Here is a 20,917-nt window from a genome sequence, read left to right as displayed (position 1 = left end):
CGCGGGGCGCCCGGCGCGGACGCCGTACTTAGGATGGCCGCCATGTCACTCCCGCACGCGATCCTCACCGCCCTGCTCGAGAAGCCTTCGTCGGGCCTTGAGCTGACCCGCAGGTTCGACAAGTCGATCGGCTACTTCTGGTCGGCCACGCACCAGCAGATCTACCGCGAGCTGGGAAAACTGGAGCGGGAGGGGGCCATCCGCGCCCTTGAGCAGCAGCAGGCCACCCGCGGGCAGAAGAAGGAGTACGAGGTCCTGCCCGCGGGCCGCGCCGAACTGGCCCGCTGGACGGCGGCGAGCCAGGACCCCAAGCCGCTGCGGGACACGCTGCTGCTGCGCCTGCGGGCGGCGGCGGTCGTCGGCACGGACGGCATCGAGGCGGACCTGCGCCGCCATCTCACCCTGCACCGAGAGCAGTTGGCCGAGTACGAGGAGATCGAGAAGCGGGACTTCCCGCCCGGCAAGGACACGGTGGAGGACCGGCTGCGGCATGTCGTGCTGCGGGCCGGGATCGACCTGGAGACGTTCTGGACGCGGTGGCTGGAGCAGACACTGGAGGAGCTCGGGGCGCCGGAGGCCTGACGCCCGCCCGGTTCCGGCGTGCACGACGGCTGCCGCCCGCCCCGACGCGCGTCGGAACCGGCGGCAGCCGCTCGTTCGTCACCTGCAACAGAGCCCGTGGCCCCCGATCGGAGCCCGTGGCCCGGGTCAGAGCCGGTGCTGCGCCCCGCGCCGGCGCAGATACCAGGCGCCGCCACCCGCGGCGGCCAGGGCCAGGAGGGCACCGCCCCCGACGAGGGTGATCGTGCCGCGGTCCTCGCTGCCGCCGCCGAGACCGCCCCGGACGCCCCGCGCGGGCGACGTCGTGGACGAGGTGGTCGGCGAGGCCCCGACGGTGACCGTCTGGGACCCGGCCGTCGTGCCGTCCTCGCAGATCACGGCCACCGTGTGCCTGCCGCTGCTGACGTTCTGCCAGGAGGCGCTGCCGCCCGACAGGGGCACTTGCCTGCCCTGGGCGAAGCTCGCCTGGCCGTTGCTCATCAGCGCGGCATTGCCGCCGTCGGGGCACGCCGACGTGGTGACCGTGACCGTCGATCCCCTGGTGCTCACCGAGATCCCCTCGGCGGCGAACGCCGACGGAGCGGTCAGTACCAGCGGCAGCGCGGCTGCGGCGGCGACGGTCAGGCCGGAGCGGACGAATATCTGGGTAGTGCGCATGAGTCTGCCCTCCGGCGGCACGGGAGGCGGTACATCCCATGCGCCGCCGGGGGTCGGGAAGCGCCCGTGCTACCTGCCGACGAGCCAACGTGCCATCCGCCGGGGCCGCATGCGGACGGCGACCGGGCAGGTGACGGAATCCTTCGTACGGCCGACAGGGGCGGCGGCTGACCCGCCGTCACGGGCGTCAGCCGGTGGTGACCTTCCGTTCGGCGGACCAGCCGCCCCACGTCCCGTCGGGAAGCTTGGCCCTCAGCTTCACGCGGTGCGCGTCACCCGGCTCCTTGCCCACGTAGAAGCTGTGCGTGGCCTTCTCGCGGGGAGCGGTGCCGCCGAACACCAGGGAGGTGGCGGTCTTGCCGTCGAGGTGGATCTGGTACTCGGCCACCGCGCCGCCCGTGTGCGGCGGCGTCCACGCCAGGTCGATGTAGTACGCCCCGTCGGCATGGCGGGTCTTCGCGCGGAAGTCCGCAGGGGCGGTGGCACGGCCGTCGTCCCGGCCCGCCGCGGTGGTCAGGCGGACGGCGCGGCTCGCGGGCGACGCGTTGTCGGCCGCGTCGAGCGCCTTGACGGTGAAGCGGTAGGCCGTGCCCGGCCGCAGTCCGGTGACCAGGGTCTCGTGCTCGCCGCCGTCCACACTGTGGATCTTCGAGGTGCCCTGGTAGATCTCGTACGAGGCGACGCCCTTGGCGTCCTTCGAGGCGCCCCAGGACAGCCTCACCGCCCGGCTTCCCTCGACCGCGCCCCGCGGGGAGCCGGGCCGTGAGGGCGGCTCGTGGTCCGCGGCGGCCGCGGCGGGCGTGGTCACCGTCAGCTTCTTGCCGGCCGGGCCGACGTTCCCCTCGGCGTCGCGGGCCCGGACGGTGAAGGTGTAGGCCGTGGACGGCTTCAGGCCGACGACGTCCACCATGTGCTTGCTGCCCGGCACGCGCTTGACCCTGGTGGCGCCCCGGTACACGTCGTAGCCGGTGACCCCGGTGTCGTCCGTGGCCTGGTTCCACATGACGTGCGCGGTGGTGGCGCTGCCCGCCTGGACGGTGATGCCCCGGGGCGCGGTCGGCGGCTGCACGTCCTTCGCGTCCTGGTCGCCGCCCCAGGAGCAGGCGGTCAGGGTGCAGGCGGTGAGGGTGCAGACGGTGAGAGCGAGGAGGGCGGACAGGTGGGGGGTCCGTCGCACGGGCGTGCCTTCCATTCGGGCGGCATTGGTCCGGACCTATTTGACACAGGTGTCGGGTGCACATCAAGGGGTGTGCGCGTGCGTCTCAAGGGATGTGCACGTCATCGGGGGTGCGTGCGCCCTCCGGTGCCGGGCGGCGGCCGAGGTGTACGACCCGGAACAGCCCGGGATGTCTGGTCACGTACTTCCGCCCGACGGCCGCCGCTCGTCCCACCGGGCCGCCGTCGGACCCCGCCCCCAGGAAAGGCCCCTTCCCCGTGCGTACCAGGAACACGGCGCTCGCCCTCGCCGCCGGAGCCGCCCTGCTCGTCCCCGCCCCCCTGTCCGCGTCGGCGTTCCCGCAGCGGAGCGAGGCGAACGGCAACTCGGCACAGATCCCGCTGAGTTCACCGCCCCGGCCCGAGGCCTCCCGGGCTTCCCGGGCGCCCGGAGAAGGCTCCGTGTCCGCCGCCGCGCTCCTCGCCAAGGCCGCGGGACCCTGTAAACAGGTCTCGCGCGGCAAGTACCGTACGGACGACGGGGCCGCCGAGAACATCCCCGTCTGCGCCAAGCGGGGCGCCGTGCTGTGGACGGCCGACATGGACATCGACTGCGACGGGCGGCCGAGCACGGCCTGCAACCGGCGCACGGACCCCCTGTTCCAGAACACCACCGCGTTCCAGGAGTCCAACGGCCGCCAATTGAGCTCGGAGTACCTCCCGTACATCGTCGTGCCGGGCGCGAGCAGCCGCTGGAACCACACCAGGCACGGCATCACGGGCGGCTCGGTGGCCGCCGTGATCCACCGGGGCAAGGTCCTGTACGCCGTCGTCGGCGACACCGGCCCCACCGACCTCATCGGCGAGGCGTCCTACGCGGCGGCGAAGTCGCTCGGCATCAGCCCCGACCCCCGGACCGGCGGCACCGGTGCGGGCGTCACCTACATCGTCTTCGACGGTCCCAAGGCGTCCCCGATCGAGAACCACCGGGCCGCGGTCACCCGGGGTGACGCGCTGGCCCGGCAGTTCCTGAGCCGGAACTGAGCGCCCGGTCTCACTCCTTCCGGTAGGAGTACGCGTCCGCCGCCGCGGCCTCGACCGCGTGGACGTCGGAGCCCGCCGACGCGGCCACGACCGCGGCGATCGCACCCTCGACGAACGGGGCGTCCACCAGGCGGGAGCCCTCCGGGAGCTCGTCGCCCTCGGCGATCAGGGCTTTCACCGTGAGGACCGCGCTGCCCAGGTCGGTGAGGATCGCGACGCCCGCGCCGCGGTCCACCTTCGCTGCGGCCCGGGCGATGAGTTCCGAGCTCGTGCCGAAGCCGCCGTCCTCGGTGCCGCCCGCCGCGGCCACGGGCGCGGTCGACCCACCGCCCGCGAGACCCGTGGCCAGCGCGGCGACGGACTCGGCGACGGCGCCGCTGTGCGAGACGAGAACGATGCCGACCAGCTTGTCGTCACTCACGGCCGGCCTCCGCGGTCTGTACGAGCGCGTCGAAGAGCAGCGCGGAGGATGTCGCCCCGGGGTCCTGGTGCCCGATGCTGCGCTCGCCCAGATAGCTGGCACGCCCCTTGCGCGCCTGCAGCGGCGTCGTGGCCAGCGCGCCTTCGTTGGCGGCGGCACGCGCCGCATCGAACGACTCCCCGAGCGCGTCGACCGCGGGCACCAGGGCGTCCAGCATCGTCTTGTCGCCGGGAGCGGCGCCGCCGAGCGCGCTGACCGCGTCGACGCCGGCGCGCAGCGCGTCCGCGAACTCCTGCTCGCTGACCTCGGCGGCGTCACCGAGCGTCTTGCCGGTCCGCCGCAGCAGCGTGCCGTACAGCGGCCCCGACGCACCCCCCACGGTCGAGATCAGCTGCCGCCCCGCCAGGGTGAGCACGGCTCCGGGCGTGGCGGGCGCCTCCTTCTCCAGGGTGGTCACCACGGCGGCGAACCCGCGCTGCAGATTGCTGCCGTGGTCGGCGTCGCCGATCGGCGAGTCGAGCTCGGTGAGCCGCCCGGCCTCCCGGTCGACGAGTGCGGCGGCCGAGGTCAGCCAGTGTCGGAAGAATGCGGCATCGAGCACGGAAACTCCTTGCGCGGTAGAACAACGGTAGAACAGCGGTAGATCGGTCGGGTACGGATGCGGACGCCCCGGTCGCGGGCCCGGGGCGGCCGGTGGATCAGACGCCCCAGCGAAGCCCGGCGGTGCGCACCGGAGCGTTCCAGAGCCGCAGCAGCTCCTCGTCGACCTGACACAGGGTGACGGATGCCCCCGCCATGTCCAGCGAGGTGACGTAGTTGCCGACCAGTGTGTGCGCGACGACGACACCGCGCTCGGCGAGGACACGCTGGACCTCGGCGTTGAAGCCGTACAGCTCCAGGAGGGGAGTGGCCCCCATGCCGTTCACGAGCACGAGCACCGGATTGCGTGGGTTGAGATCCTCCAGTACGGCGTCCACGGCGAAGTCCGCGATCTCACTGGACGTCATCATCGGGCGCCGCTCACGACCGGGCTCGCCGTGGATGCCGACGCCCAACTCCAGCTCGCCGGTGGGCAGATCGAAGGTCGGGCTGCCCTTGGCGGGAGTGGAGCAAGGGGACAGGGCGACCCCGAAACTGCGTGCGTTCTCGTTGACCTGCCGCGCGATCGCCTCGACCCGCTCCAGGGGCATGCCCTCGTCGGCCGCCGCCCCGGCGATCTTCTCCACGTAGAGGGTCGCGCCGGTACCGCGCCGCCCGGCCGTGTACAGACTGTCCGTGACCGCCACGTCGTCGTTGACAAGCACTTTGGCGACCTGAATGCCCTCGTCCTCGGCGAGTTCGGCGGCCATGTCGAAGTTGAGGACGTCCCCCGTGTAGTTCTTCACGACGAACAGCACCCCGGCCCCGCTGTCCACGGCGGCGGCCGCCCGCACCATCTGGTCCGGCACGGGCGAGGTGAACACCTCACCGGGACAGGCGGCCGACAGCATCCCCGGCCCCACGAACCCGCCGTGCAGCGGCTCATGCCCCGAGCCCCCTCCGGAGACGAGGGCGACCTTCCCGGCGACGGGGGCGTCCCTGCGTACGATCACGCGGTTCTCGACGTCGATCGTCAGATCGGGATGCGCGGCTGCCATGCCCCGCAGCGCGTCCGCCACGACCGTCTCCGCGACGTTGATCAGCATCTTCATGGGTACCTCCTGGTGGGGTGGGCAGTTAAGTTTCGGCGCCGGGTATTTCCGGGTCAAGCAGCGCGTTTGCGGATCCGGGGCCAAGGGCCGGGGGGCCGGTGCGCCAAGAGGCACGGGAGAAGCGGCGGGCTTACGGTGAAGTGACGGGAGACCCGACCCGGCCTTCCCGTCCGTACCGCCCCGCATGCCCGGACCCGCGAGGAGAGCCGCCCATGCCGATCGCGACCTACACGCTGGTTGCGCTGGACTGCCCCGACCCCGAGTCGCTGGCCCGCTTCTATCAGGCCGTGCTCGGCGGCGAGGTCCGGCAGTACAACGACATCTGGTACGACCTCTACGCCCCCGGCAACCACCGGATCTCCTTCCAGCGCGCACCGGACCACCGGCCGCCCAAGTGGCCGCAGGGCGGCTCGGACTCGCAGCAGCTGCATCTCGACTTCACCGTCACCGACATGGACCGGGCGCAGGACGCGGTGATCGCCCTCGGCGCGACCCCCCTCGACCTCGACGACAACGGCGGAGAACGCGGCTGGCGGGTCTACGCCGACCCGGTGGGCCACCCCTTCTGCCTCTGCGTGGAGGAGTGAGAGGCGCACGACCCGCATCACCCCGGATGGCCGGGGTCGAGGTCGGTGACGTCGCTGAGGCGGAGCAACTTCTCGTGCGCTGACCCGTCCCCGCCCGTCTTCACGGGCGTGAGATGGAAGCCCACGTGGTCTCCCCAGTCGGCGTAACGCTCCACCCTGCCGACCCACCAGGAGCAGGAGTCCGTGAGCACCGGAGCCCCTCCCGTGCCCGGCTGCCACCGGACGCCGGCGAATTTGTCGACCCGTGCGCCGCACGCGCCGCCGAACCGGCGCGCCAGGTGGTGCTCGTCCCGTCTGAGCAGATGCACCCCGAGGAACTCGGCGCGCCGCGCCACTTCATATGTGTGGTTCGCCCGGGAGAGCCACACCGCGAAGCGTGCCGGGCTGAGCGAACACTGCGAGGCGAAGCCGACCAGGCAGCCCTTCGGCGTGCCGTCATCGGTCGCCGCCGTCACCACGAGCATCGGGTAGTCGAGCCGGCCGGTGAATCCGTCCACGGTCACCAAGGCGACCACCTCTCCTGTGTCCATGATCTGTCCGCGTCTCCACCGTCACATACCGCGAGGGGCGTACCCAAACACCTGGGTACGCCCCTCGGAACATCGCGTCCTGTCAGTTCCGGTCGACGTCGGTCAGCTTCCAGCGCTGGTTGGCGCCGGAGTTCGGTGTCCAGGTCGTGACGGCGGCTCCGTCGTGCGTGGCCTGGCCGCCGACTTCGAGGAGCCGTCCGGTGGCCGCGTTGACGAGGGTCCATGTGCCGTCACCGGTCGTGGACATGATCCACTGGGCGGCCCTGCCGCGGGGGCCGGTGTCGGGCTCGACGACCGGGGCGCCGTCACGGACGGCGAGGCGCCTGTCTCCCGCCGGGTCGGTGAAGACGTACCGCCGCTGGTTGCCGGGCTCCCCGCTGATCTGCCGCAGCCGCCACCGCTGGCCCGCCGTGTCCGCGGCGTTCCTGATGACGAGGCCGGTGCCGTCGTCGGCGACGGCGAGGTTCTTGCCGCTCTGGGCGCCGGTCAGCTCGTACGTGTGGTTCTTCCGCAGTTCGGCGGCGTCCTTCGCGACACCGGAGACGCCCTTGACGAGGAACGAGGTCACCGACTGGGCGGGCACCTCGAAAGTGGCTTTCCTGTCGCTGACCTCGATGGCGCGGTGCCGTTCGAGCTTGCCTCCGGCGCTGGTCACGACGGGCGTGACGGTGGCTCCGCGGCGCACCTGCCCGAACTTGGACAGGTCGACCGTGACCGTGCGCGCGGCAGTGGTGCCGTTGACGTGGACGACCGTCGCGCCGTCGCCCTTGCGGGTCACGGCGGCGGCGCTCGACGTGTCGTCGACCTTGACGAGCCGGTCGCCGGGCTTGATGAAGTGGGTGAAGTTGCGGGCCGTGTCGAACTTGGTGTTCGTGCGGACCGGGCAGGTCTCCAGGGTGTCCTTCGAGGTGCAGCTGAACGGCAGTTGGATGCTGCCCCAGTTGCCGCCCTTGGCGGACTCGCCGCCGGGCTTCATGTTGTCGTAGTCCTCGACCGGCTGCCAGAACACCCAGGCCTTCGGCTCCAGTTCCCGCAGGTCGTCGACCATCCGCTGGGCCAGGCCGAGGCCCGGCCGCATGTCGTCGAAGTCCTGCCCGTCGCCCCAGTCGCCCTCGACCTCGCTCATCCACAGCGGCTTGTCGGCCGCCTTGGCCAGGTCGCGGACGCTGGTGCGGCCGTCCGTGCCGTAGGTGTGGACGTTCATCTGACCGACGGCGTCCCTGACCTCCTGCGGATAGGTGTTCCAGTTCCGCGTGAAGGTGGAGGGGTTGGTCTCGTCCATGGCGGAGATCGCCGCGCCCGTACCGGACTTCTTCAGGGCCGGGTCGAGGGCCTTGATCACCTTCTGCTGGAGCCCGGGGCCGATGTGTGCCCCTTCCTGCCGGCCGCCGACCGGCTCGCCGTCCGCGCCCAGACGGGTGCCCCAGTAGTCGGTGTTGGGTTCGTTGAACGGGTCGAGGGTGTCGACCTTGATGCCGTGCGCCTTTTCGAGCCGTTCGGTCGCGCCCACGAGGTAGGAGGCGAAGTCGTCGACCGACTCGGTCTTGAGCTGGTCGCTGCCCGCGTCGAAGTTGCCCGACACGTAACCGCTCTCGGTCATGAACCAGGGCGGTGAGTTGCTGAACGTCTCCCAGTGGTCGACGTCCTTCTTGATGCGGTCGACCCACCAGCGCTGGGTGGCGTCGGCCTTGGGGTTCCAGTCGGCCTTGTCCGCGGCGCTCCACCAGTCGGTGTCCTCGCGGGTGGTGCCCGCGGGGGCCTTCCACCAGCCCTCGACCGCGCCGCCGGGCCGCAAGTAGTCCTTGACGTCGGGGGCGTTGCCGCCGCCGATGTTGTAGCGGGCGATGTTCAGGGCCAGGCCGTCGTCGCCGAAGAGGAGCCGGGCGAGCTTCTCCCGTATCTCCTTGGGGTAGTCGCCGGTGGCGTTGGCGAACCAGACCAGGCTGGTGCCCCAGCCCTCGAACTTCTCGTGCCGGTAGGAGGGGTCGGGCCGGACGGTGACCGACGCGGAGGCCGCGGCGGCCTGCTGCGGCGGGGCGGTCAGCAGGGCCGCCCCGGTGGCCAGGGCGGTGATGCCGACGAGGCCGACCAGTCGTCTCGTGCGGGTACGAGGTGCCAACGTGTGCTCCCAACGTAGGTGACGGGATGGCGCCGAACAGGAGGGAAAGACATCAGGGGTGGGGCTGCCGCAGGACGGCGACGTCCCTCGGCGGCAGGACGAGACCGCCGTCGGCGGCAGCACGGGACCCGCCGACGAGGACGTCCCCGGCCAGTCCCGGCAGTGGCACGGGGTCGTCCGTCCGGTTGACCAGGAACAGGTAGCGGCCCCCGGCATCGCGGCGAACGGCCAGTTCGACCCGCCCCCGCGCGGGCTCGGGCAGTTCGCTGCCGACCCCGGCCGGGGCGAGGAGCCGCGGCAGCAGCGCGGCCAGGCCCTGCGCGCCGAGCCGCGTGGAGACGTACGCCGCCGAGCCCGCCCCCGCCGTACGGCGGGTGACGGCGGGACGCTCGGCGTAGGCACCGGTGCCGTACCGGGACAGCACCTCCACCTCGGCGCCCGTGACGGTGATCCGGTCGGTCCACACCGTGCCCGTGGTGGCGTCGTCCAGGGCGACCGTGTCGCCGTCGAGCAGCGGCCCGAACTCCTCGACGCGGATGCCGAGCAGATCGCGCAGCGCTCCCGGATAGCCGCCGAGCCAGACATGGTCGTTCTCGTCGACGATGCCGGAGAAGTACGTCGTGACCAGGTGGCCGCCGCCCTCGACGTACCGCGTGAGGTCCTTGGCAAGCGCCTCGGGGACCACGTGAAGCACGGGCGCGATCAGGACGTCGTAGGGATCGAGGTCGTTCCGCGTGGTCACGACGTCGGCGCGAATACCGAGGGCCAGGAGCGCGGAGTACCAGTCCAGGGCCTCCTGGTGGTAGTCGAGGCGCGATGTGGGGTGGGAGTCCTGCTCGCTGGCCCACCACGAGTTCCAGTCGAAGAGGACGGCGACCCGCGCTGGTTCGCGCCCGGCCCCCGCGACGGGCGCCAGCGCCTTCAGGGTCTGCCCCAGACCGGTCACCGCGCGGAACAGATCGCTGTCGGCTCCGGCGTGCGGCACCATCGCCGAGTGGTACTTCTCGGCGCCGGCCGCCGACTGGCGCCACTGGAAGAAGCACACGGCGTCCGCGCCGTGCGCGACGTGGAGCAGGGAGTCGCGGGCGAGTTCGCCCTCGCCCTTGGCCACGTTCACGGGCTGCCAGTTGACGGCGCTGGTGGAGTGCTCCATCAGGAACCACGGACGGTGGCCCGCCAGGGAGCTGGTGAGGTTGGCGGAGAAGGACAGCTCGTCCCTGGCCTGCGGACCCGGCACGACGTAGTGGTCGTTCGAGACGAAGTCGATCTCGCCCGCCCAGTCGGCGTAGTCCATGCCCTTGGTGCCGCCCATCACCATGAAGTTCGTGGTGACGGGCACCTGCGGGGTCAGCTCGCGCAGGACGTCCCGCTCCGCCCGCAGATACTCCTTCAGGGCGTCCGAGGAGAACCGCTTGAAGTCCAGCTGCTGGGTGGGGTTGGGGTGCGACGCCGCGAGCCGGGGAGGCAGGATCTGCTCCCAGTCGCCGTAGCGCTGGGCCCAGAACGCCGTGCCCCAGGCGTGGTTGAGGCCGTCCAGGGTGGTGTAGCGGGCGCGCAGCCAGGAGCGGAAGGCGCGGGCCGCGTCGTCGGAATAGTCGTAGATGTTGTGACAGCCCAGCTCGTTCGAGACGTGCCAGGCCACCAGCGCCGGGTGCTCGGCGTAGCGCACGGCCATCGCGCGGACCAGGCGCAGCGCGTGCTCCCTGAAGACGGGCGAGGTCGGCCGCCAGTGCTGCCGCGCCCCCGGCCACACCGTCTCACCGGTCGCGGTCACCGGGAGGATCTCCGGGTGCGCGGCGGTGAGCCAGGGCGGCGGGGACGCGGTGGCGGTGGCCAGGTCGACCCCGATGCCGCCCGCGTGCAGCAGGTCCATGACCTCGTCGAGCCACGCGAAGTCCCAGGTGTCCGCGTCCGGTTGGATGCGGGCCCAGGAGAAGATCCCCACGGAGACGATGGTGACGCCGGCCTCCCGCATCAGCCGGACGTCCTCCTCCCAGACGGCGCGCGGCCACTGCTCGGGGTTGTAGTCGGCGCCGTACGCGAGAGCGGGGGTGACGTCACCGTCCGGTCCGCGCAGCAGCCGGGACGGGAGGGTGGGGGGCATGGTGGTCCTTCCGGAGCGGTGCTCGGGGTGTAGGGAGGTACGGGCGCGCCGCGTCACTTCCGGACGCTGAAGCCCTGCTCGGAGCCGTACTTGACGGAGGCGTCCTGCCAGGACTTCAGGCCCTTGGCCAGGGGAGTGCCCGAGACGTACGCCTTGCCCGCGGTGTCGTTGAAGATCGAGTTGGCGTACACCTGGTAGGGCAGGTACGTCCAGTCGTCGGCGACGTTGGCCGCGGACTCGGCGAAGACCTTGTTGGCCTTCTGGCCGCCGAAGTAGGCGAACTCGGTCTCCTGGAACGCTTTGGACTTCAGGTCCTTGGTGGTCGCCGGGAAGGCGCCCTCCGAGATGCGGGTCTGCACGCCCTTGCCGGAGTTGGCGTACTCGACGAAGGCGTAGGCCAGTTCCTTGTTCTTGCCGAGCTCGGGCAGGGCCAGCGAGCTGCCGCCGTTCTCGGCGCTCGCCCTGTCGCCCGCGGTCCACTGCGGCAGCGGCGCCGCGCGCCAGTCACCGGCGGCCTCCTTGACGCCGGAGGCGAAGTTGGCGGGCATCCAGGCGCCGGACGGCAGGGTCGCGATGGTGCCGTCGCCGAAGGCCTTGTACCACTCGTCGGTCCAGGGGTTGATCGGCGCGACCAGCTTCTCGTCGATGAGCTTCTGCCAGGTCTCGGTGTAGGCGCGGGCGCCCTTGTCGGTGAAGTCGATGCCCACCTTGGTGCCGTCGACCTTGTAGGGCCGCGAACCGGCCTGCCACAACAGGCTGGTGGTGAGGCCCGCCTCGCCCGTGTCGCTGGTGATGTACGCCTTCGGGTCGGCCTTGTGCAGCTTGCGGGCGGCCTGGAGGTATTCGTCCCAGGTCGTCGGCACCTTGATCTTGTGCTTGTCGAAGACCTTCTTGTTGTAGAAGAGGGCCATGGGACCGGAGTCCATCGGCAGGCCGTAGACGCCGTCACCGGACTTCACCGCGTTCCACGGGCCCGGCGAGTAGGACGCGGCGAGCTTGTCCGCGCCGAAGGGGGTCAGGTCGGTGACGGACTTCGTCAGGGCGTACTGGCTCAGCGCGTAGTACTCGACCTGCGCGACGTCGGGGACGCCCTTCTTCGCCGAGATGGCGTTCTGCAGGGCCGTGTACTGCTCCTTGTTGGTGCCCGCGTTCACCAACTCGACGTCGACCTTGGGATGTTCCTTCTCGAAGTCGGTGACGACCTTCTTCAGGGTGGGCTCCCACGCCCACACCTTCACCTTGCCGCCCTTCTCGAGGGCCGCCTCGATGTCCGCGGACGAGACCTGCTTCTGATCGGATCCGCCGTCGTCGGAGCCGCCGCAGGCGGTCGCCCCCAGGGTGAGGGCGCAGAGGATTCCTATGCCGCGCAGCACGCGGCGGGTGTTCTGGGGCATGGCGATGCTTCCACTTCTTCGTGGTCGACGGGGGATCTGCGAGGGTTACGGGTCAACTGGCAGCCGGGGACTACTCCTTGACGCTTCCGGCGGCCAGTCCGGACTGCCAGTGCTTCTGGAGCAGCAGGAACGCGGCGATCAGCGGCAGGACGGTGATCAGCGAACCGGTGATCACCAGGTGGAAGACGGGATCGCCGCCGGCCGTCGCGGCCTGGGCGTTCCAGCTGTTCAGGCCCAGGGTCAGCGGATACCAGTCCGGGTCCTTGAGCATGATCAGCGGCAGGAAGTAGTTGTTCCAGGTCGCGACCATCGTGAAGAGGAGGACGGTCACGGTGCCGGGCGCGAGCAGCGGCAGCGCCACCCGGAAGAAGGTGCGCAGCTCGCCCGCCCCGTCGATGCGGGCGGCCTCCATCAGCTCGGCGGGAATGGCCTCGGTGGCGAAGACCCACATCAGGTAGAGGCCGAAGGGCGAGATGAGCGAGGGAATGATGACCGCCCAGGGGGTGTCCGTCAGGCCCATCTTGCTGAACATCAGGAAGGTGGGCACCGCCAGTGCCGTACCGGGTACGGCGACGGCGCCGATGACCACGGCGAAGACGGCGCGCTTGCCGGGGAAGTCGAACTTCGCGAGCGCGTAGCCGCCGAGGACCGCGAGGAAGGTGGCGCCCCCGGCGCCGACCACCACGTACAGGACGGTGTTCAGGAGCCAGCGGGTGAAGACGCCGTCGTCGTACGTGAACGTCTGGCTGATGTTGTCCCACAGCGCGAAGTCGCCGCCGAACCACAGACCGAACGAACCGGCCAGGCCCTCCTGGGTCTTGGTGGCGCTGATGACCAGCCAGAGGAGCGGCACCAGGCTGTAGAGCAGGACGAGGCCGGTGAGCACGGTGAGCGGGACGCTGCGCCGGGGACGGTCCGCGCTGTGCCGGCGTGACGTGCGGGCGCGGGGTGTGCGCAGGCGGGGTGCGGTGCGCGGAGCGCGGGCGGGTGCGGGCACGGCGGGGGATGCGGTGGTGGCGGGGCTGCTCGGTCCGGTCATCGGGTCACGCTCCCTTGCGCATGCCGCGCAGCTGGACGGCGTAGGCGATGACCATGGTGATCAGGCCCATGACGATGGCGACCGTGGCGGAGTAGTTCTGCCGCTGGCCCGCGAAGGACAGCGAGTACGTGTAGAGGTTCGGGGTGAAGTCGGTGGTGATGGAGTTGCGCGCCAGGTTCTGCAGGATGCTCGGCTCGTTGAAGAGCTGGAAGCTGCCGATGATCGAGAAGATCGTCGCGATGACCAGGGCGCCGCGGATCGCGGGGAGTTTGATGGCCGTGATGACGCGCAGCTGACCGGCGCCGTCGATCTGGGCGGCCTCGTACAGGGAGTGCGGGATGACGCGCAGCGCCGAGTAGAAGATCAGCATGTTGTAGCCCACGAACTCCCAGGTGACGATGTTGCCGATGGAGGCAAGGACCAGATCCGGCGAGAGCGGGTCGGGCAGCGAGACGCCCAGGGCGTCGTTGATGTCCCCCACGAGCCCGAAGCGGGTGCCGTACAGGAAGCCCCACATCAGCGAGGCCACCACGGCGGGCACGGCATAGGGCAGGAAGACCGAGATCCGGAAGAAGTCCTTGCCGTACAGGCGGCCGCTGTCCAGGGCGAGCGCCACGAGCAGGGCGATGCCCAGCATGATCGGGACCTGGACCGCGAGGAACAGCGAGACCCGCCCGAGCGAGGCCCAGAACTGGTCGTCCTTCAGGGCCTCCTGGTAGTTGTCCAGGCCCACGAACGTGGTGCCGCCGATGAGCTGGTCGCGGAAGAGGCTGAGATAGACCGAGTAGGCGAGGGGAGCCAGGAAGACCAGCGCGAAGACCGCCACGAAGGGGCCGATGAATCCCCAGCCCGTCCAGGAACGGCGCCTGCGCGGTGACGGTGGTCGGGACGTGCGCCGCTCCGCGGCTCCCTGCAAATGAAGCGTCGTCATGTCGTTCCTCGCTCGTCCATCTCGGAGCCGGCGTCGCACGGCCGCCGATGTTTGCGTAAACATCGCGGCGCGACAAGGGCCCGGGCAGGGCGTCGCGGGGTGTTATGTTTACGTAAACATTCGGTGGCGGAATGTCTACACTGCCTCGACGGCGACGGTCAAGGGTCGCCCGGAAGACGGTCGAGGCCGTCCGAAATCACGGACAGAAAGCCGTCCGCGACGGCTGATTCACGCGGCGAGGGAGACAGTGGAACCAACCGAAAGCACCCCGGCGAACGGCACCCCGGGGGAACGGGCTCCGCGCCGCGGGCAGAGCGCGTCCATGGCCGACGTGGCGCGGGTCGCCGGCGTCTCCTCGCAGACCGTCTCCCGTGTCTCCAACGGCTTTCCGGGCGTCACCGAGGAGACCCGGCGGCAGGTGCTCGCCGCCATGAAGGAACTGGGCTACCGGCCCAACAGCGCCGCCCGCGCCCTCAAACGCGGCGAGTTCCGCACCATCGGCCTGATCACCTTCACGCTCTCCACCACGGGCAACGTCCGCACCATCGACGCGATCGCCACCTCCGCGGCACAGGAGGGGTACGCCGTCACCCTGCTCCCCGTGGCCGTCCCCACCCAGGACGAGGTGCGCGGCGCCTTCTCCCGCCTCGGGGAGCTCGCCGTCGACGCCGTCATCGTCATCATGGAGAAGCACCTGCTCGACGCGGCCGCCCTCGCACTGCCGCCCCACGTCCAGGTCGTCGTGGCCGACTCGGACGCGGGGGACCGCTACACCGTGGTCGACACCGACCAGGCGGGCGGCACCCGCGACGCCGTCCGGCACCTGCTCGACCTCGGCCACCGGACCGTGTGGCACCTCGCGGGGCCCGAGGACTCCTACGCCGCGCAGCGCCGCGCCGACGCCTGGCGGGCGACGCTCGAGGAGGCCGGGCGCGTCCCGCCGCCGCTCGTGCGCGGCGACTGGTCGGCCGAGTCCGGCTACCGCGCCGGACTCGGCATCGCCGGACAGGACGACTGCACCGCGGTGTTCGCCGCCAACGACCAGATGGCCCTCGGCCTGCTGCGCGCCCTGCACGAACGCGGCCGCAAGGTGCCGGACGACGTCAGCGTCATCGGCTTCGACGACATCCCCGAGTCCGGCTCCTTCCTGCCGCCCCTGACCACCGTCCACCAGGACTTCGCCGAAGTGGGACGCCGCTGCGTCGAGGGAGTGCTGCGCCAGATGCGGCAGAGCACCCCGGAACGCGGCACCACGCTGGTGCCCACCCGGCTCGTCCTGCGCCGGAGCACCGCACGGCCGCCCGCCCGCTGACGCCGCTCCCGTCCCTGACACACCTCGCTGATCGCGCGCTACACCGCACAACCGGGGGAAGGTGGGAAGGCGAGAACATCGTTCGAGGCCGGAGGTACCGATGGACAGCGGCGAAGGTGCGCAGGGGCTGCGCTGCCTGGTGACCGGAGCGACCGGATACATCGGAGGGCGGCTCGTCCCCGAGCTGCTCGACGCCGGACACCAGGTGCGATGCCTCGCCCGCACGCCCGGCAAGCTGCGCGACCACCCCTGGGCCGGGCAGGCCGACGTGGTGAAGGGCGATGCCTCCGACGCCGAGTCCGTCGGCTCGGCCATGCGGGACATCGACGTCGCGTACTACCTCATCCACGCGCTCGGCACCGGATCCGGATTCGAGGAGACGGACCGCGAGGCGGCGCGGATCTTCGCCGAGCAGGCCCGCGCCGCGGGCGTACGGCGCATCGTCTACCTCGGCGGACTCACCCCCGCGGGCATCCCGCAGGAGGAGCTCTCGCCGCACCTGCGCTCGCGCGCCGAAGTGGGCCGCATCTTCCTGGAGTCCGGCGTACCGACCACCGAGCTGCGCGCCGCGGTGATCATCGGCTCCGGCTCCGCGTCCTTCGAGATGCTGCGCTATCTCACCGAACGCCTGCCGGTCATGGTCACGCCGAGCTGGGTGAGCACCCGCATCCAGCCGGTCGCCGTGCGCGACGTGCTGCGCTACCTCGTGGGCAGCGCCACCATGCCCGACGACGTCAACCGCGGCTTCGACATCGGCGGCCCCGACGTCGTCACCTACCGCGAGATGATGCGCAGGTACGCGGTCGTGGCGAAGCTGCCCCACCGCCTCATCCTGCCGGTCCCCATGCTGAGCCCCGGCCTCTCCAGCCACTGGGTCGGCCTGATCACCCCCGTACCGGCGTCGATCGCCCGGCCGCTCGCGGAATCGCTGCGCTACGAGGTCGTCTGCCACGAGCACGACATCGCGCGGTACGTCCCCGACGAACCCGGCGTCCCCATCACCTTCGACAGGGCGCTCGCCCTCGCCCTGGAACGCGTGAAGGAGGCCAAGGTCAGCACCCGCTGGTCGTCCGCCGCGCTGCCCGGCGCCCCCAGCGACCCGCTGCCCACCGACCCCGACTGGGCCGGCGGCAGCCTCTACACCGACCGCCGCGAACAGACCGTGGACGCCTCGCCACAGGCCCTGTGGGACGTCGTCGAAGGCGTGGGAGGCGACAACGGCTGGTACTCCTTCCCGCTCGCCTGGGCCGTACGCGGCTGGCTCGACCGGCTCGTCGGCGGGGTCGGTCTGCGCAGGGGCCGCCGTGACGCCCAGCGGCTGCGGGTGGGGGACTCGCTGGACTTCTGGCGCGTCGAGGAGATCGAACGGGGACACCTCCTGCGGCTGCGGGCGGAGATGAGGCTGCCGGGCCTCGCCTGGCTGGAGATGTACGCGGAACAGGACGAGAAGGGCCGCACCCGCTACCGGCAGCGGGCGCTCTTCCACCCGCACGGCCTGCTCGGGCACGCGTACTGGTGGAGCATCTCGCCGTTCCACGCGATTCTCTTCGGCGGCATGGCACGCAACATCACACGGACGGCCGAACAGCGCACCGCCAAAACCGCGCAGAAAACGTGACCCACCGGCAATCCGACGACGCACCGGCTCCGAATCACCTCTGAAGGCGACCAGCGTCCAGGAGGATCACCGGGTGAATGAAGTAGTGCACATCAGCGGGGCGGCCCCCTCGGCCGGCCCCGATCTGGCCGAGCTGCTCGGCCGGGTCGCCCGCGGCGACCAGCAGGCCTTCGCCTCGCTGTACGACGGGGTGTGCTCTCCGGTCCTCGGCGTGGTGCGCACGGTACTGCGCGATCCGGCCCAGTCGGAGGAGGTCGCCCAGGAGGTCCTCGTGGAGGTGTGGCGCAGTGCCGCGCGCTACCGGCCGGAACGGGGGAGTGTCATGAACTGGGTCCTGACGATGGCTCACCGCAGAGCGGTGGACCGCGTGCGGTCCGTGCAGGCCTCGGCCGAGCGCGACCACAAGGCGGCGCTGCTCGAACGCACCCCCGCCTTCGACGAGGTGAGCGAGCAGGTCGAGAACCGCCTGGAGCGCGAGCAGGTCCGGCGCTGCCTGCGCAACCTGACCGAACTCCAGCGCCAGTCGGTCACCTTGGCCTACTACCGCGGGCTGACCTACCGCGAGGTCGGGGAGCTGCTCTCCGTGCCCCTGGGGACGGTCAAGACGCGACTGCGCGACGGCCTGATCCGCCTGCGCGACTGCCTGGGGGTGAGCGCGTGAGCGCCGCCGACCTGCACACGATGACGGGCGCGTACGTCCTGCACGCCCTCTCGGACGAGGAGCGCACGGAGTTCGAGCGGCACCTGGAGGTGTGCGAGGCCTGCGGCCAGGAGGTGCGTGAACTGGCCGCGACGGCCGGGCGTCTGGCCCGTGCCGTGTCGGTCGCCCCTCCGGCGGACCTGAAGGCCGACGTGCTGCGGCGCATCGCCACGGTCCGCCAGCAGCCGCCGCACACACCCCCGCCGGGGAAGACCGGCGGCGGCGCGGGCCGCGGCCGGCAGCTGTCCCGCTTCGCCCTCGCCGCGTGCCTGGCGGCCGCAGCGGCCTTCGGCGGGATCGCCGTGTGGCAGCACGAGCGGGCCGACGACGCCGGCGAACGGGCCCAGCAGGCACAGCAGCAGTCCGAGAAGCTGGCCCTGGTGCTCGCGGCACCCGACGCCAAGGCCTCCACCGGGCGGCTCACCGACGGTGCCACCGGCACGGTCGTGGTGGCCAAGAGCCTCAACCAAGCCGCCTTCGTGGCGGCCGGGATGCCGGGACCGCCCTCCGGCAAGGTCTACCAGCTGTGGTTCAACGACGACGGGACGATGCGCTCGGCCGGTCTGATGGACCCGGCCCACAGCACCGAATCCGTCCTCCTCGACGGCCCGGTCGACCAGGCATCCGGCATCGGCATCACCGTGGAACCTGCGGGCGGCTCCAAGGAGCCGACGTCCGACCCGGTCGCCCTGATGAATTTCCCCACCGCATGAGGATGCGCAGAACATGAGGAGCCGCAGAAAGTGACCGTATCGATCGTCCTCTTCACGTCCGACCTGCGTCTGCACGACAATCCGGTGCTGCGTGCCGCGCTGCGCGACGCGGACCGGATCGTCCCGCTGTTCGTGTACGACGACGGGCTGCGGGCCACCGGCTTCGCCGTCCCGAACCGCCGTGCCTTCCTCGCCGACTGCCTGGAGGACCTGGACTCGGAGTTGCGCAAGCGCGGCGGTCGCCTGGTGGTCCGCAGCGGTGACGTCGTCGACCAGGTCCGCACGCTGGTGAAGGAGACCGAGGCGGTGCGGCTGCACGTCGCGGGCGGGGTCAGCCGGTACGCGACGCGGCGCGAGGAGCGGCTGCGGGACGCGCTCGAAGACACCGGCTGCGAGTTCGTCGTGCACGACGCGGTCATCACGGCCGTCACCCCGGGGGAGCTGCTCCCGGCGGGCAAGGACCACTACGCCGTGTTCACCCCGTACTTCCGGCGCTGGACGGCGGCAGGCGTACGGGACGTCCTTGCCGCACCGCGCAAGGTGCGGGTCGCCGACGTGACGTCGGATCCGGTGCTGCCGCGTGCGGAGATCACCGGCGTCTCGCCGGGACTGGGCAAGGGCGGCGAGAGCACGGCGCGACGGCAGTTGAAGTCCTGGCTGTCCGGCGGCATCGCGGGGTACGAGGACGGCCAGAACGACGTCGCGGGCGACGACACGTCGCGCCTCTCGCCCCACCTCCACTTCGGCACCCTGTCGGCGGCCGAAGTCGTCCACCGGGCGTCGCGCGAGGGCTCGTCGGGAGCGCAGGCGTTCGTACGGCAGCTGGCCTGGCGGGACTTCCACCACCAGGTCCTCGCGGCCCGCCCGGACGCGGCGGCCCGCGACTACCGCTCGCACGGCGACCGGTGGCGCACGAACAAGAAGGAGACCGCGGCCTGGCTGAGTGGGTGCACCGGCTACCCCTTCGTGGACGCGGCGATGCGGCAGCTGCGCCACGAGGGCTGGATGCACAACCGGGGACGGCTCGTGGTGGCGAGCTTCCTCACCAAGACCCTCTACGTGGACTGGCGGGTGGGCGCCCGGCACTTCCTGAGTCTCCTGGTGGACGGCGACGTCGCGAACAACCAGCTGAACTGGCAGTGGGCGGCGGGCACCGGCACCGACACCCGGCCCAACCGGGTCCTCAACCCCGTCATCCAGGGCAAGCGCTTCGACCCGGACGGCAGCTACGTGCGGCGCTGGGTGCCCGAACTCGCCGACGTTCCCGACCGGTACATCCACGAGCCGTGGAAGCTGGCGGACAAGGACCGCGCGGAGCTCGACTACCCCGACCCGATCGTGGAACTGACCGAGGGCAAGGCCCGCTTCGAGGAGGCCCGCGGGGCCTGAGCGGTGCGGTGGGGCGACCGACTGCCGTGGGGACAGATGTGCCGCAGCTTGCCTGATCGGGTGAATGTAGATCTCTGACCAAACCACGGCGCGCACCGTGACGAATTCCCCTTGTGAGCGAAGAACGGCGGCGGCCCGCATCCCCCCACCTCATGCCGCCGGCTCACGGTCACCCCACGCACATGCAACGACGCAAGGAGCAGACCATGTCCGCCACCTCCACGTACCCCAGCCGCCTCCGCCGTGCCGCGGTCGCCGTCGCCGCCGCGGCGGTTCTGCCGATCGCCCTGACGGCGTGCTCGGACAGCGGCGACAAGGACACCAAGGCCGGCGACTCCTCGCCCAGCGCGAAGGCGAGCAAGTCGGACGACGCCATGACCATGGACGAGCCGTTCGGGCCGGCCTGTTCGTCGGTGCCCAAGGACGGCAAGGGCAGCTTCGACGGGATGGCGAAGGACCCGGTCGCCACCGCCGCGTCGAACAACCCCGAGCTGTCCACGCTGGTCACCGCGGTCAAGAAGGCCGGCCTGGTGGACACCCTGAACAACGCCAAGAACATCACGGTGTTCGCGCCCACCAACGACGCCTTCGCGAAGATCCCCAAGGCCGATCTGGACAAGGTTCTGGGCGACAAGGCCATGCTGACCAAGGTCCTCACCTACCACGTGGTGGGCCAGAAGCTCGCGCCCAAGGACCTGGAGAACGGCTCCTACGAGACGCTGGAGAAGAGCAAGCTCACCACCGCGGGCTCCGGCAAGGAGTACAAGGTCAACGACACGTCGAAGGTCGTCTGCGGCAATGTCCCCACGGCCAACGCCACCGTCCACATCGTCGACACCGTCCTGATGCCCAAGAGCTGACGGACACCGCCGAGCGCCTCCGCCGCCCCACAGGGCGCGGCGGGGGTTTTCGGCGTTCGTGCGATGGTGGAGGTCTGTCGCGATGATCGCGA

Annotated in this window: 20 protein-coding genes; 9 read left to right on the top strand and 11 right to left on the bottom strand. The window is 71.1% G+C overall.

Features of this window, described 5'->3' with window-relative positions; all coding sequences use genetic code 11:
* The first annotated feature begins 42 nt into the window (after positions 1-42).
* Positions 43-582 carry a PadR family transcriptional regulator gene (locus ABZ906_RS12575; protein ID WP_361381010.1) on the top strand — a complete coding sequence of 180 codons (540 nt, stop codon included), beginning with the start codon at positions 43-45 and terminating at the stop codon, positions 580-582.
* Between the two features lie 126 nt (positions 583-708).
* Here ABZ906_RS12575 and ABZ906_RS12570 read toward each other — a convergent pair whose 3' ends face one another.
* Entirely contained in the window at positions 709-1,218 is a 510-nt protein-coding gene (locus ABZ906_RS12570; protein ID WP_361381007.1) for a hypothetical protein, read from the bottom strand.
* Between the two features lie 187 nt (positions 1,219-1,405).
* Positions 1,406-2,395, bottom strand: a complete 990-nt coding sequence (locus ABZ906_RS12565) for a fibronectin type III domain-containing protein (RefSeq protein WP_361381004.1) — start codon at positions 2,393-2,395, stop codon at positions 1,406-1,408.
* Positions 2,396-2,652: 257 nt separating this feature from the next.
* Here ABZ906_RS12565 and ABZ906_RS12560 point away from each other — a divergent pair, with 257 nt between their 5' ends.
* A complete protein-coding gene (locus tag ABZ906_RS12560; RefSeq protein WP_361381001.1) occupies positions 2,653-3,417 on the top strand; it encodes a glycoside hydrolase family 75 protein in 765 nt (254 codons plus the stop codon).
* Between the two features lie 10 nt (positions 3,418-3,427).
* Here ABZ906_RS12560 and ABZ906_RS12555 read toward each other — a convergent pair whose 3' ends face one another.
* The 3 genes from ABZ906_RS12555 to dhaK form a co-directional block, all read right to left on the bottom strand.
* Entirely contained in the window at positions 3,428-3,838 is a 411-nt protein-coding gene (locus ABZ906_RS12555) for a PTS fructose transporter subunit IIA (protein WP_361183283.1), read from the bottom strand.
* Positions 3,831-4,439, bottom strand: a complete 609-nt coding sequence (gene dhaL, locus ABZ906_RS12550; RefSeq protein ID WP_361183281.1) for a dihydroxyacetone kinase subunit DhaL — start codon at positions 4,437-4,439, stop codon at positions 3,831-3,833. The genes ABZ906_RS12555 and dhaL overlap by 8 nt, the downstream gene beginning before the upstream one ends.
* A gap of 97 nt (positions 4,440-4,536) precedes the next feature.
* Positions 4,537-5,529, bottom strand: a complete 993-nt coding sequence (dhaK, locus tag ABZ906_RS12545; protein WP_361183279.1) for a dihydroxyacetone kinase subunit DhaK — start codon at positions 5,527-5,529, stop codon at positions 4,537-4,539.
* Positions 5,530-5,741: 212 nt separating this feature from the next.
* Between dhaK and ABZ906_RS12540 the strand changes: the two genes are divergently transcribed.
* On the top strand, positions 5,742-6,116 hold the full coding sequence (locus tag ABZ906_RS12540; protein ID WP_361380998.1) for a VOC family protein: 375 nt from the start codon (positions 5,742-5,744) through the stop codon (positions 6,114-6,116).
* A 17-nt stretch (positions 6,117-6,133) separates the two neighbouring features.
* Here ABZ906_RS12540 and ABZ906_RS12535 read toward each other — a convergent pair whose 3' ends face one another.
* The 6 genes from ABZ906_RS12535 to ABZ906_RS12510 form a co-directional block, all read right to left on the bottom strand.
* The gene (locus ABZ906_RS12535; RefSeq protein ID WP_361380995.1) at positions 6,134-6,646 is read right to left on the bottom strand and encodes a flavin reductase family protein; all 513 of its coding nucleotides are present in this window, start codon (positions 6,644-6,646) and stop codon (positions 6,134-6,136) included.
* An 82-nt stretch (positions 6,647-6,728) separates the two neighbouring features.
* A complete protein-coding gene (locus ABZ906_RS12530) occupies positions 6,729-8,765 on the bottom strand; it encodes a glycoside hydrolase (protein ID WP_361380992.1) in 2,037 nt (678 codons plus the stop codon).
* A 52-nt stretch (positions 8,766-8,817) separates the two neighbouring features.
* On the bottom strand, positions 8,818-10,869 hold the full coding sequence (locus tag ABZ906_RS12525) for a beta-galactosidase (protein ID WP_361380989.1): 2,052 nt from the start codon (positions 10,867-10,869) through the stop codon (positions 8,818-8,820).
* A gap of 53 nt (positions 10,870-10,922) precedes the next feature.
* Positions 10,923-12,263, bottom strand: a complete 1,341-nt coding sequence (locus ABZ906_RS12520; protein ID WP_361380986.1) for a sugar ABC transporter substrate-binding protein — start codon at positions 12,261-12,263, stop codon at positions 10,923-10,925.
* Positions 12,264-12,333: 70 nt separating this feature from the next.
* On the bottom strand, positions 12,334-13,302 hold the full coding sequence (locus ABZ906_RS12515) for a carbohydrate ABC transporter permease (RefSeq protein ID WP_361380983.1): 969 nt from the start codon (positions 13,300-13,302) through the stop codon (positions 12,334-12,336).
* Positions 13,303-13,306: 4 nt separating this feature from the next.
* Complete coding sequence (locus tag ABZ906_RS12510) at positions 13,307-14,233, bottom strand: sugar ABC transporter permease (RefSeq protein ID WP_361183269.1); 927 nt, start codon at positions 14,231-14,233, stop codon at positions 13,307-13,309.
* Positions 14,234-14,555: 322 nt separating this feature from the next.
* Here ABZ906_RS12510 and ABZ906_RS12505 point away from each other — a divergent pair, with 322 nt between their 5' ends.
* The 6 genes from ABZ906_RS12505 to ABZ906_RS12480 all read left to right on the top strand — a co-directional run bounded on the left by ABZ906_RS12505 (position 14,556) and on the right by ABZ906_RS12480 (position 20,825).
* A complete protein-coding gene (locus ABZ906_RS12505; protein WP_361381448.1) occupies positions 14,556-15,545 on the top strand; it encodes a LacI family DNA-binding transcriptional regulator in 990 nt (329 codons plus the stop codon).
* A 100-nt stretch (positions 15,546-15,645) separates the two neighbouring features.
* Positions 15,646-17,163 (top strand): SDR family oxidoreductase, encoded by a 1,518-nt coding sequence (locus tag ABZ906_RS12500; RefSeq protein WP_361380980.1) that lies wholly within the window; start codon positions 15,646-15,648, stop codon positions 17,161-17,163.
* A gap of 73 nt (positions 17,164-17,236) precedes the next feature.
* Positions 17,237-17,824, top strand: a complete 588-nt coding sequence (locus ABZ906_RS12495; RefSeq protein ID WP_361183266.1) for a sigma-70 family RNA polymerase sigma factor — start codon at positions 17,237-17,239, stop codon at positions 17,822-17,824.
* Positions 17,821-18,576 (top strand): anti-sigma factor, encoded by a 756-nt coding sequence (locus ABZ906_RS12490; protein WP_361380977.1) that lies wholly within the window; start codon positions 17,821-17,823, stop codon positions 18,574-18,576. Before ABZ906_RS12495 ends, ABZ906_RS12490 begins: the two co-directional genes overlap by 4 nt.
* 30 nt (positions 18,577-18,606) lie before the next feature.
* Entirely contained in the window at positions 18,607-19,965 is a 1,359-nt protein-coding gene (locus ABZ906_RS12485; protein WP_361380974.1) for a deoxyribodipyrimidine photo-lyase, read from the top strand.
* A gap of 206 nt (positions 19,966-20,171) precedes the next feature.
* Entirely contained in the window at positions 20,172-20,825 is a 654-nt protein-coding gene (locus ABZ906_RS12480; RefSeq protein ID WP_361183260.1) for a fasciclin domain-containing protein, read from the top strand.
* Positions 20,826-20,917 lie beyond the last annotated feature (92 nt).

Source organism: Streptomyces sp. NPDC046925 (assembly GCF_040644915.1).
Taxonomy (GTDB): Bacteria; Actinomycetota; Actinomycetes; order Streptomycetales; family Streptomycetaceae; genus Streptomyces.
The sequence above is the reverse complement of the archived record's forward strand: the minus strand, read 5'-3'. Positions and strand labels throughout refer to the sequence as shown.